The following is a 12,187-nucleotide window of genomic DNA, read 5'->3' on the forward strand; positions in this document are numbered from 1 at the left end:
GCGCCATGACGTGTGGCGTCAGACGCCACACACCGAAAGTTCCAATACGGGAGATGTCCGTGAAGCCCATTTTTGTTCAGCTTCAGTGTGAGCCCGGCAAGACTTATGATGTCGCCGACGCCATCTATAAAACCGAACTGGTTTCCGAGCTTTATTCAACCAGTGGCGAATATGATCTGCTGCTGAAAATCTATCTTCCGCAGGAAGAGGATATCGGCAAGTTCATCAACCAGAACATCGTCAATATTCCGGGGATCGTCCGCTCGCTGACGACGCTGACCTTTACTGCGTTCTGACGCGGATAAGCCTTCATAGGCACATCGCTGTAAAGGCGATGGTGCTCCCTGGGGCGGTACGCCGCTTCATTAGATCAAGATGTGTGTCTTTGGGGGGGGGCCTTGTCGGGGCTTTTCAGATCAGCGGATCGGCGTGTTTTGATACACCCTGAATGGGCTGCGTCACGCCGGCAGACGAATTGTCATGCAAAATAAAAGCGCGCCATCGGCCCGCAATTTGGGGTCCGATATTTGGCGCGCTTTGGTTTTGACGGTTCTGTGAGCGGGCGATAGTTTTCCCGCATCAGGCCGCGGCCAGATTCCGATTGCGCACGAGATCACGGATTGCGATCCGCACGTCATCGGCACTGTCGAACTTCTGTTCGTCCAGATCGTGAACGTGGAACTTTACCGCGATGAACTTCAACCGGTCATTGTCCGGTATGACGATGCCGACGGGTTCGCCAGCGAATTCAATAACTTGCTTTTGCATAGATATACTCCCGCTGTGGCTACTTCACAGCATGTTGTCGAACTGAATTTCAGGAAATTGAGACCGTTAAGTCACATTCGACAGCAGCGGGAACACGTGGATTTAAATCCAGCGTTCCAGGACACAAGACCAAGGATTGCGTTAATGTTTATATATTTTGACATGACACACTCCCTGTATTGGTGTTGGCCCGGAATCAGGAGACTCGTTCTCCAGTTACACACTGATATTCCAGACCTGCACTAAAATCAATGCTGATTGTTATAGGTAGAATATTTTTCTTTATGATGACAGGAGAGGGGCGGAATTGTGAAATTTTTGTTTTCGTTGGTGGTCGCCTGTAAAAGCCCGGCACAGCGGGCTTTTTATTTTATTTTAATTGCTGCCGGGTGTCTGCGGCGGGTAAATATGATCGTTGCCGTTGAAATCTGCTACGGAATAACAGCCCTCACGGGTTTTTTTGGCCGCATTTCTGCCAATTGCCGCCTTGCCGTGGCCACCGGGTATGTCGAGAACATAGGTCGGCTGGCAGAGACCGGAGAGATTCCCCCGCAAGGCGGAAACGATTCGCTGACCCTCTTCGATCGTTAGCCGGAAATGGCTGGTGCCGGGGGCGAGATCGGGATGGTGCAGGTAATAGGGCTTGATGCGGGTCTCAACAAAGGCGCGCATAAGCTCGGCCAGAGTTGCCGGGTCGTCATTGACGCCCTTCAGAAGCACCGTCTGGCTGACCATGGCTATGCCGGCATCAATCAGCCGCGCGCAGGCGCTTCTGGCGTGGTCGCCAAGTTCGCGTGCGTGATTGGCGTGCAGAGCCACATAGGTGGTCTTGCCGCTGGCCTTGAGGGCTTCGATAAGCGGCCCGTCGATGCGCTCAGGATCGACGACCGGCACGCGGGTATGGAACCGGACGATCTTCACATGCGGTATGTCTTTTAACCGCTTCATCAGGTCGGACAGGCGTCGCGCCGAGAGCACCAGCGGATCGCCACCGGTGAGGATGACTTCCCAGATGGCCGAGTTGGCATTTATGTAGTCGAATGCGGCGTCCAGCTCCTCCGGGCTCATCATACCGTTGCCCTGCGGGCCGACCATTTCGCGACGGAAGCAGAAACGGCAATAGACGGGGCAGACATGCACCGCTTTTAAAAGAACCCGGTCGGGATAACGATGAACGATACCATGCACAGGGCTACGGGCGTCGTCGCCGATCGGATCGTCCCGTTCTTCGGGAAGGTGGATAAGTTCGGCCGTATCAGGCACAAATTGCCTGGCAATGGGATCCTGCGGGTCGCGGCTGTCGATGAGATCGGCGATCGGTGGCGTGATCGCCAGCGCGTAACGCTGCGTCACCGCGCGCAGACCCTCCAGTGCGCTGGCCTCGACCAGCCCCGCCTCGACAAGTGCTTCGGGTGTCTTGATGGTTTCGAGCCTTGTCATCGTCCATATTCCGCAACGGGTGCCCACATGACGAGATCGATACGGGGAGCGCCGGTCGCCAGCATTACCAGCCGGTCAAAACCGAGCGCGATGCCGCTGGCCGGCGGCATGATGGCGAGAGCCGCCAGAAAATCCTCATCCAGCGGATAGGTCTCGCCATAGACCCGTCGCTTCTCGGCCATCTCCATTTCGAAGCGCCGTCTCTGTTCAGTGGCGTCGGTCAATTCACCGAAGGCATTGGCAAGTTCCACACCGCAGGCATAAAGCTCGAAACGTTCTGCGACGCGCACATCCCTCGCAGACTTGCGGGCGAGGGCTGCTTCGCTCGTCGGGTATTCATCGAGAATGGTAGCGCGGCCGAAGCCCAGTTCCGGCTCTACCCGCTCGACGATGACGCGGCTGAACATATCCGCCCAGGTATCGTCGTCGGCGACGCGGATGCCGGCATTGGTGAGGCTGGCGGCGAGGTGCCGCTCGTCTGTCTCACCGTTTCGGCTGATGGTGGCCAGAAGGTCTATCCCCGCATAACGCTCGAATGCCTCGGCGACGCTCAGGCGTTCGGGTTCGAGAAAGGGATCGACGCTGCGGCCACGATAGGTGAAGTTTTTTGTGCCGGTGGTTTCAGCGGCCAGCGCCAGAAGATCGGCGCTGTCCTTCATCAGGCTCTCATAGGTTTCACCGACCCGATACCATTCCAGCATGGTGAATTCCGGATGGTGCAAAGGGCCTCTTTCCCGGTTCCTGTAAACATGGGCGAAACAGGAAATGCGTTTTTCACCGGCGGCAAGCAGCTTCTTGCAGGCAAATTCCGGCGAGGTGTGGAGATAGAGCGGTATGGCATCGCCGCCCGGCGTCAGGCCCTCCGTAGCAAAGGCGTGCAGATGGGCCTCGTTGCCGGGGGAAATCTGCAGGGTGGCGGTATCGACCTCGAGAAAATCAGCGCGGGCAAAGTGGCTGCGGAATGCCGACTGGATCGCATTGCGGCCAATGAGAAAAGCGCGGCGGTCGGCATGGACGTCGGGCGTCCACCAGGGCGACATTGTCTCGTTGTTTGCGCGCATCTTCTCTTCTTTTCCGTCTTCTCTGCGGCGCCTGTTGCGGTTAAACGCCCCGCAAAACGCCTGATCGCGTCATTTAAAGCAATTCCGGGCGGAAAACCGCTAGGCACTCTTCCGCGAATTGCTGTAGAAGGCTGGCAATTCGCGCGGATTTAAGGTAGTTGCGCCCCAGAAAAAAGACAAAATGTCTGACGGGGCCGGTGCTGCCGCGCAGTCCTTTACGACGCATTTCATCGAGTTACAAGGAAGTCATATGGTCAAGGTTATCGCCTCATCCGTCCGCAAGGGCAATGTTCTCGACGTGGACGGCAAGCTTTACGTTGTTCTCACCGCGCAGAACTTTCATCCCGGCAAGGGCACGCCGGTCACGCAGGTGGACATGCGCCGCATCGTTGATGGCGTAAAGGTCTCCGAGCGCTGGCGCACCACCGAGCAGGTCGAGCGGGCTTTCGTCGAAGACCTGAACTTCCAGTTCCTCTATGAAGACGGCGAAGGTTTCCACTTCATGAACCCGGCCAACTACGATCAGGTGGTTGTCGACGTTGACACCATGGGCGACCAGAAGGCCTATCTGCAGGAAGGCATGACCTGCGTTCTGTCCATCCACGAAGGCAATCCGCTGTCTGTTGAACTGCCGCGCCACGTGACGCTGGAAATCGTGGAAACGGAACCGGTCGTGAAGGGCCAGACGGCCTCTTCTTCCTACAAGCCGGCAATCCTCTCCAACGGCATCCGCACCATGGTTCCGCCGCATGTCGATGCCGGTATTCGCGTTGTCATCGCGACGGAAGACAATTCCTACGTCGAGCGCGCCAAGAGCTGAGCCTGATCGCGGGTTAAATAAAAAGCACCGGTTACCCGGTGCTTTTTTTGTGTCTGGAATAACAAAAAGCCCGCGTCGAAACGCGGGCTTTTTGGTTTGCCTTGTGGCGTGTCTTACATAGCCTTCGCCGCGGTCCGGGTGGGGCCGGGCACCTTCTTCGGGGCAGGCTGGCCAACGGCATAGCCGCCGCCGAGCGCCACGTTCAGTGACACATAGTCCTGTGCGGTCGTTTGGATCGCCGTGGCAAGGTTTGCCTGCGCATCCGAGACCGAGCGCTGAGCATCCAGAACGTCGAGCAGAGACGATGCACCATCACGGTAGCTGGCGGTGGAGAGCTGCAGCGCTTCCTGGTAGGAGGCGACGGTCTTTCTCAGCGCGTCGACGGTACGCTGGTCGCGATTGACGGCGGCCAGAGCGTTTTCGACTTCTTCCACTGCGTTAAGAACGGTCGATTTCCAGACGAGATATTGCTCACGCGCCTGCGAGTTGGTCAGGTCGACATTGGCGCGGAGTTTGCCGCCATCAAGGATCGGCAGAACGAGGCTTGGGCCAAACGACCAGCTATTGGCCGTTCCTCTGCCACCGCCGCTCAGGAAATTGTAGCTCGGGGTGATCGCGCCACCGAGTTCGATGCTCGGATAAAGCTGAGCTTCAGCGACGCCGATCGAGGCGACCGCAGCGGCCAGATTGCGTTCAGCGACGCGAATGTCCGGACGGTTGCGGATCAGGTCGGCCGGAATACCGGTGCGGGGAACAGCACGCGCAACAGGCTGGCGCGCGCCCTTTTGCAGTTCAGCAATGAGCGACGAGGCCGGCATGCCGAGCAGGGTCGCGATGCGATGTGCGGCCTTGCGGAAGCTGGTTTCGAGGCCTGGTATCTGCGACAGCGTGGAATTGACCAGACCTTCGGACTGGACGACATCGAGGCGCGACGCTGCGCCGGCTTCAAGCTGCAACTTGGTCAGGTCAAGCGTTTCGCGGCGGGAACCCAGGTTCTGGCGGGCAATCGCCAGACGCTCCTGATAATAACGCACGTCGATATAGGCTGCGGCGACGGATGAAATCAGCGTCAGGCGCTGGACGTCGACGGTAGAGTAAGCGGCATCAAGCGATGCATTGGCGCTTTCCGTTGCCCGGCGATAACGACCGAAGAGGTCGAGCAACCAGGAAACGCTGAGGCTGCCCGAAGACACGTTGGTGACGGGAACATCACGGTAGCTGCCGTTGGTTCCGCTGGTCGTGTGGCTGCCGTTGGCCGTCAGGCCCGGCAGACCGTCAGCGCCGGCCGCGATCACCTGGGCTTCCGCCTGATTGATGCGCTCAATCGCCTGCATCACGGTCAGGTTCTGCGCCAGGCCAGTTGAAACATAACCGTTCAGGCGGCTGTCGTTAAAGGCCGTCCACCATGCAACGGTGCTTATATCGCCATTACCGGTTTTCCCAGCTTCCGCGAACTTTCCCGGCAATTGGATTTCCGGGGTCTTGTGGTCGGGTCCGACGACGCAGCCTGAAAGCAGCAGCATTGTCAGGGGAAGAGTTGCGCGAATAGACAGCATATAATTTTCCCAATTCTATAGGTTGGCTTACCGAGCGCGGCTTGCTGACAAATGGGCTGCGCGGTCGATATGCCGTAGAAACGTGCATTAGCCAAATCGGCAACATTTCTAGCAGCGTATTAACGGTTGGCACAGCCCATTTTTGTTTTGTTAACGCCTTGAAAGGCGACGAATGATGACGAAAAAGGACGGAACGAAGAAAATTCCGAGCAGTGTTGCAGAAAGCATACCACCCAGCACCCCGATACCGATTGCATTTTGCGCGGCAGAACCCGCTCCGGTTGCGATGGCGAGAGGCACAACGCCGAGGATGAAGGCGAGCGACGTCATGATGATCGGACGCAGGCGCAGCTTCGCAGCTTCCAGCGCAGCTTCCACCAGACTTAACCCATGCTCCTGCCTCTCCTTGGCGAATTCGACGATCAGGATCGCGTTTTTCGCAGCAAGGCCGATGGTCGTCAGCAGGCCCACCTTGAAGTAGACGTCGTTTGTCTGACCGAAGAAGTGGGCCGCAGTCAAAGCGCCAAGGACACCCACCGGGACGGCCAGAATGACCGAGAAGGGGATCGACCAGCTTTCATAGAGCGCGGCGAGGCAAAGGAACACGATGAGCACCGACAGCGCATAAAGCATGGGCGCCTGTGAACCGGACAGACGTTCCTGGTAGGAAATGCCCTGCCACGCTACGGTGTAACCGCCCGGCAGGCTTGCCGTCAGGCGCTCCATCTCGTCCATGGCCTCACCGGAGGCGACACCTGTCCCGGCTGTACCTTCAAGCGAGATTGCGCCTGTTCCGTTGTAACGGGCGAGAGATGGCGGGGCGTTGATCCACTTCACCTCGCTGAAGGAGGAGAAGGGCACCATTTCGCCGTTGGTGTTGCGGGCATACCAGAACTTGAGGTCGTCCGGCTGCATGCGGTAGGGCGCGTCGCTCTGGACATAGACGGGCTTGAGTTCGCCGTTAAGCGTGAAGTCATTGACATCCCTGCCGGCAAAGATCGTCGTCAGCATGAGATTCACGGAGGCAAGATCGACGCCCATGGCCCCCATCTTTTCCTGATCGAGAATGATCTTCATCTGCGTTTCATTGTCCTGGCTGTCGCTTCGAAGCGAGCTGATCTTCGGATTGCCCGTGGCAAGCGCGATCAGCTCCTTGGATGAGGCAGTCAATGCGTCGGTGCCGTTGCGGCCGCTATCCACCAGGTACATCGAGAAACCGCTCGATGTACCCATGCCCTGAATTGCCGGCGGCAGAAGCGGGAAGACCTGCGCATCGCGGAAACCGAAGAAGGTGCCCATAGCGCGCTGCACGATGGCGGCGGCGTGCTGGTCGGGTGCCGTTCTTTCGGCGAAATCCTTGAGCTTGGTGAAGACGATGGCGTTGTTCTGGCCTGAACCGCTGAAGCTGAAGCCAAGCACACCGAAAACAGATTCGACATTGTTGGCTTCTTTTTCGCGGAAGTAGTTTTCAACCTGCTTCACAACCTCATTGGTGCGTTCGATGTTCGAACCGGTCGGTGTCTGGATGATCGTCAGAAGCACGCCCTGGTCTTCCTGCGGCAGGAAGGAGCTTGGTAGCTTGCTGAAAAACCAGGCGCAGCCGCCTATGACGATTGCAAAGAGGATCATCACGCGCAGGGGGCGTTTCAGCAGGTAGCCAATGGAAGAGACATAACCGTCCGTCGTCTTGCCGAAGCCACGGTTGAACCACGCGCCCGGTCCGCGTTTCTTTTTATTGTGGTCGATGGGCTTCAGCATGGTTGCGCAAAGCGCCGGTGTCAGAACGATGGCGACCACAGCCGAAAGCAGCATGGCCGAAACGATGGTGATCGAGAATTGACGATAGATGATGCCCGTCGATCCGCCGAAGAAAGCCATCGGAATGAACACGGCGGTCAGGACGAGCGCAATGCCGATGATTGCACCGGTGATCTCACCCATCGATTTTTCGGTCGCCTCGACCGGCGACAGGCCTTCTTCCGACATGATGCGCTCGACGTTTTCGACAACGACGATGGCGTCATCGACGAGAAGGCCGATGGCGAGAACCATGGCGAACATGGTGAGGGTGTTGATGGAATATCCTGTCAGCGCAAGCACCCCGAACGTGCCGAGAAGCACGACGGGCACCGCGATCATGGGAATGAAGGTGGCTCTGAGGTTTTGCAGGAACACCAGAAGCACGACGAAAACGAGGATGATCGCCTCGATCAGCGTATGCACCACCTTCTCGATCGACAGCTTCACGAAGGGTGTCGTGTCGTAGGGATATTCGATCGAGACGCCCTCGGGCAGCGAACCCTCGACGGCGGAAAGCGCCGATTTTACGCGCGCCGCCGTGTCGAGCGCGTTCGCACCGGTGGCAAGGTTGACTGCGAAACCGGCAGAAGGCCGGCCGTTAGAGCGGGAATCCCCACCATAGGTTTCCTGGCCGATTTCGATGCGGGCCACGTCGCTGAGGCGGACGGTCGAGCCATCCTTTTCGACTTTCAGGATCACCGATTCGAAATCGGCGACCGTGGTCAGCTGGCTCTGCGCCGTCACTGTCACGTTGAGCTGCTGGCCTTTGACGGCAGGAACCGCACCGAGCGAACCGACCGAAACCTGGGTGTTCTGGCTTTGGATGGCGCCGGTGACGTCAGCGGTGGTCAGCTGATATTTGTTGAGCTTGAACGGATCCAGCCAGATGCGCATCGCATATTCGGAGCCGAAGACGTTGATGCTGCCCACACCTTCCAGACGCTTGATCTGGTCTTCGACGCGTGAGGAGAACACGTCGCCGAGATCGGCGGAATTGCGCTTGCCGTCGGTGGAGATCAGCGCCCCCACCATCAGAATGCTCGAGGTGGAGCGGCTGACCTGAATACCCTGCTGCTGCACGGTATCGGGCAATTGCGACTGGACGAGCTGCAGCTTGTTCTGCACCTGAACCTGCGCGATGTCAGGCATGATGCTGTTGCCGAAGGTCAGGGTCACTTCGGCGCTGCCGGTGGAGGAAGACGACGTCATATAGGTGAGGTCATCGAGGCCCGTCATGCCGTCCTCAATGATCGTCGTCACCGATTTTTCGACTGTTTCGGCGCTGGCGCCGTTATAGGTCGCGCTGACGCGCACCGTCGTCGGTGCAATATCGGGATATTGCGAGATGGAGAGCGTCGCGATTGCCAACGCGCCGCCCAGCATGATGACGATGGCGATAACCCATGCAAAAACGGGGCGCCGGATGAAGAAATGGGCCATGGCAGTCCTGCCTTACCTTTTACGAGCTTCGACCAAGGGTTTCGTGCTCATGCTTATTTCGAGGGGGCGGCGGCAGGCGGAGCTTGCTGCGGCAGAACAACGATACCGCGATCGTCGATGGTTACTTCCACCGGCGCCACTGTCGCGCCGTCGGCAATCCACTGGAAGCCGTCCACGATGAGCTTGTCGCCATCCTTGACGTTTTCCATCACCAGCCAGGCGTTGTTGGATTGCTGGCTGGACGGGAAGGTGCGGGTTTCCACCTTGTTTTCCGCCGAGACGAACTTTGCGGTCAGTTCGCCATTGGCGTTCCGGCTTGCCGCGCGCTGCGGAATGCGGAAGCCCTTCTCCTTGCCGATGGTCAGCGTGGCGCGAACATAGGTGCCGGGAAGCAGAAGATCGTCCGGATTTTCGAAGAGGGCGCGGATGGAGAACGTGCCGGTTGTTTCGCTCACCGCCATGTCCGACATGTCGATCTTGCCGTCATGCTTGTATTCGGTGCCGTCTTCCAGCGTCAGATGAATGCCGGTTTCCTTGGTGTCGCCGCCGAGCTGGCCCGACGAAATCGCATTTTTCAGACGCAGAAGATTGATGCTGGATTCCATCAGATCGATATAGATCGGATCGATGCGACGCAGCGTCGTCAAAGCCGTCGTCTGGTTTGCCGTCACCACGTTGCCGATGCTGAAAGCGGTGGCGCTGGTGATGCCGTCGAAAGGTGCGCGGACCTTGGTGAGGTCGAGATTGATTTCAGCCGTTTCCAGCGCCGCCTTGGTCTGGGCCACGTCGGCCTGTGCCTGCAGCAGCGTCACCTTGGCGTTTTCATATTCGATCTGGGTTGCGCCGCTGTTGACCAGCCGTTCGTAACGGGCAAGGTTCGCCTCGGCGCTTGGAACGCTGGCTTCGGCCTTCGCCACGCTTGCCTTGGCCTGCGCCACTTCCGCCAGATAGGTGTTGTCTTCGATCTGGTAGAGAACGTCGCCCTGCTTGACCTCGCTGCCTTCCTTGAAGGGAATTTCGCGGATGATGCCGGTAACGCGCGGACGGATCTCGGCGGTCTGGAATGCGCTGGCGCGACCGGGAAGCACTGTTGTCAGAGGATATTCGCTGCTCTTCATCAGGATGATGCTGACCGGAGACGGCGGACGCTCGGCACCCTGACCGGCGGTCTGGCTGCTCTCGCCGCCATCGCTGCATCCCGCCAGGAGCGCTGTTACACACAAAGAAGCAAATAGGGGTAAAATACGTCGGCTCATTGTTCTTCCCTGCGTATCAGTCGCATTCAACTACAAGCGCAATGTCGCTCGGCGGATGCGCGCCCGGAAAGAATAGGTATGACAGGGAAAGGCCTTATGGGGCCTTCGTCATTACATTCATTCCGGACCGCCACGCGCATAGAAGCGCAGGCTCAGGCGCTTCGCAAGCAATTGCGAGAAGGTGACGTAAATAGGGAATCGTCACTTAGCAAGTGGATTGCGCAATCCGGCATCGATTAAATCGACGAGTTGATCACAACGTGTTGCCAAATTGCCGATATCTTCCCGGGCAACGAGGACGGGATGGATAACGCTTGTCAGCGCGTGGAGCACGGTTTCCGCCAGAGGTGGAATGTCCGCCGGCGCATAGACCTTCGCGTTGATGCCGTCGCTGATAATGTCGGCTAACAGATTTGCGATGACGGATTTATAATAGTCGCCGCACTTCATGTCCTGCTTGGCCGTCATCAGGATCATTTCGAATATATAGGGATTGTCGTTGAGGTCCTGATGGTGCTGTTCCATCAGGGTACGGGCGAGGTGGCGCAGTCTGGCAAGTGGTGGGTGACCATCGTCGAGCGGGCGGATCTCTCTTTCGAAGATCCCGATCTGTTCGAAGGCTATGGCGTCGACGAGTGCGTTCTTCGAACTGAAATTCTTGAAGACATTGGCGGGTGACATGCTGAGTGCTGCGGCGATATCGGCTATCGCCACTGCATTGAAGCCACGCTCGCGAAAAAGCTCTTCGGCTTTGGCGAGAATGTCCCGCCGTGTTTCTTCGGCGGAACGGCGAGGCCGGCGTTTGACAGGACGGTCGTTCTTCCTGTCACCCTTTCGCGCCTGTTCGATCGTTTTGCTCAAGGTCAGACTCCGGGGAAAAACCGCTCCAGATTTCGGCGTATTCTTGCAAGCGGCGTCTCACCGCTATCGTCGGGAACGAAACTCTGTCCGGTGATGCGTTCATAAGCATCAATATAGACCTTCGAGGTCTGCAAGACGAGGTCCTGCGGGATCTCGGGCACCTCGTCCTTATAGGGATCGCAACGTTCGGCAACCCAGGCTCTGACGAAATCCTTGTCGAAGCTCGCCGGCCGTGTGCCATTGCGGAAGCTTTCCTCATAGCTGTCAGCCATCCAGTAGCGGCTGCTATCCGGCGTGTGGATTTCGTCGGCCAGAATGATCGTGCCGTTTTCATCGGTCCCGAATTCATATTTCGTGTCGACGAGGATGAGGCCCTGCTTTGCGGCAATCTCCTGCCCGCGCTTGAACAGCGCCAGCGCATAATGAGAGAGCGTGTCCCATTGCTCCCGTGTCAGAAGTTTCTTCTCGACGATCTCTGCGGGTGTCAGCGGCTCGTCATGGCCGCCATCGAAGGCCTTGCTTGTCGGCGTGATCACCGGCTCGGGTAAAATCTGATTGTCCTTCATCCCGTCCGGCAGGCTCATGCCGTACATCTGCCGCTCACCCTTCTTGTAAAGGGTCAGGATCGATGTGCCGGTGGTGCCGGCCAGATAACCGCGAACCACCACTTCTACCGGCAGTATGTCCAGCCTCTTGCCGATGACGACATTCGGATCGGGATAACTTACCACGTGGTTAGGACAAATATCCTTCGTCAGCTCGAACCAGTAGCGCGCCGTCTGGGTCAATACCTGCCCCTTATAAGGAATGCATGTAAGAATTCGGTCAAAGGCGCTCAGGCGATCGGTGGATATGATGATGCGGTTGCCATCAGGCAGATCGTAGTTCTCCCGCACCTTGCCACGGTAATAATTCGGCAGCTCGGGAATGACGGCTTCATCGAGAATGCGCACGGGCTCTCCAATTCTTGGGCTTATATGGGGCGTTGAACGCCCCGGTCTTTCTGAAACTCTTGCCCGTTCCTATTGCATGTTTCCCGGAACAGGGCCAGTCGCCACAGAAAGGAGGCTTTTTCAGGAGCCTCATGTGCATTTCTGTTAAAGTCCTCTGTAAAATCAGCCACTTACCAAAAATGTCAGTTTTTTGACGGCGGGTGTGTTGACTTGTTTGCGGGTGATCTCTTAT

At 57.7% G+C, this 12,187-nt stretch carries 10 protein-coding genes; 2 read left to right on the plus strand and 8 right to left on the minus strand.

The window, feature by feature from the left end:
* Positions 1-59 precede the first annotated feature (59 nt).
* Positions 60-296, plus strand: a complete 237-nt coding sequence (locus tag DXT96_RS16635) for an Lrp/AsnC ligand binding domain-containing protein (RefSeq protein WP_003521320.1) — start codon at positions 60-62, stop codon at positions 294-296.
* 283 nt (positions 297-579) lie between these two features.
* Here the strand turns inward: DXT96_RS16635 and DXT96_RS16640 are convergent, their stop codons facing one another.
* The 3 genes from DXT96_RS16640 to epmA form a co-directional block, all read right to left on the minus strand.
* Positions 580-768: a hypothetical protein gene (locus DXT96_RS16640; protein WP_045019798.1), complete on the minus strand. Its 189-nt coding sequence runs from the start codon at positions 766-768 to the stop codon at positions 580-582.
* A 375-nt stretch (positions 769-1,143) separates the two neighbouring features.
* Entirely contained in the window at positions 1,144-2,208 is a 1,065-nt protein-coding gene (locus DXT96_RS16645; RefSeq protein ID WP_153515581.1) for a lysine-2,3-aminomutase-like protein, read from the minus strand.
* Positions 2,205-3,269 (minus strand): EF-P lysine aminoacylase EpmA, encoded by a 1,065-nt coding sequence (epmA, locus tag DXT96_RS16650; protein ID WP_153515582.1) that lies wholly within the window; start codon positions 3,267-3,269, stop codon positions 2,205-2,207. The genes DXT96_RS16645 and epmA overlap by 4 nt, the downstream gene beginning before the upstream one ends.
* Before the next feature lie 250 nt (positions 3,270-3,519).
* Here epmA and efp point away from each other — a divergent pair, with 250 nt between their 5' ends.
* Positions 3,520-4,089: an elongation factor P gene (gene efp, locus DXT96_RS16655; RefSeq protein WP_149900622.1), complete on the plus strand. Its 570-nt coding sequence runs from the start codon at positions 3,520-3,522 to the stop codon at positions 4,087-4,089.
* Positions 4,090-4,202: 113 nt separating this feature from the next.
* Here efp and DXT96_RS16660 read toward each other — a convergent pair whose 3' ends face one another.
* From DXT96_RS16660 to DXT96_RS16680, 5 genes are all read right to left on the minus strand, one after another.
* Positions 4,203-5,645 carry an efflux transporter outer membrane subunit gene (locus tag DXT96_RS16660; protein ID WP_153515583.1) on the minus strand — a complete coding sequence of 481 codons (1,443 nt, stop codon included), beginning with the start codon at positions 5,643-5,645 and terminating at the stop codon, positions 4,203-4,205.
* Between the two features lie 150 nt (positions 5,646-5,795).
* Entirely contained in the window at positions 5,796-8,885 is a 3,090-nt protein-coding gene (locus tag DXT96_RS16665) for an efflux RND transporter permease subunit (RefSeq protein WP_149900598.1), read from the minus strand.
* A 53-nt stretch (positions 8,886-8,938) separates the two neighbouring features.
* Positions 8,939-10,141, minus strand: coding sequence for an efflux RND transporter periplasmic adaptor subunit (locus DXT96_RS16670; RefSeq protein WP_149900599.1), 1,203 nt, complete (start codon positions 10,139-10,141; stop codon positions 8,939-8,941).
* A 201-nt stretch (positions 10,142-10,342) separates the two neighbouring features.
* The gene (locus DXT96_RS16675) at positions 10,343-11,002 is read right to left on the minus strand and encodes a TetR family transcriptional regulator (RefSeq protein WP_153515584.1); all 660 of its coding nucleotides are present in this window, start codon (positions 11,000-11,002) and stop codon (positions 10,343-10,345) included.
* A gap of 2 nt (positions 11,003-11,004) precedes the next feature.
* Complete coding sequence (locus DXT96_RS16680; RefSeq protein WP_371418899.1) at positions 11,005-11,955, minus strand: phosphoribosylaminoimidazolesuccinocarboxamide synthase; 951 nt, start codon at positions 11,953-11,955, stop codon at positions 11,005-11,007.
* Positions 11,956-12,187: the final 232 nt, after the last annotated feature.

The organism is Agrobacterium sp. ICMP 6402, from assembly GCF_009498615.1.
Taxonomy (GTDB): domain Bacteria; phylum Pseudomonadota; class Alphaproteobacteria; order Rhizobiales; family Rhizobiaceae; genus Agrobacterium; species Agrobacterium burrii.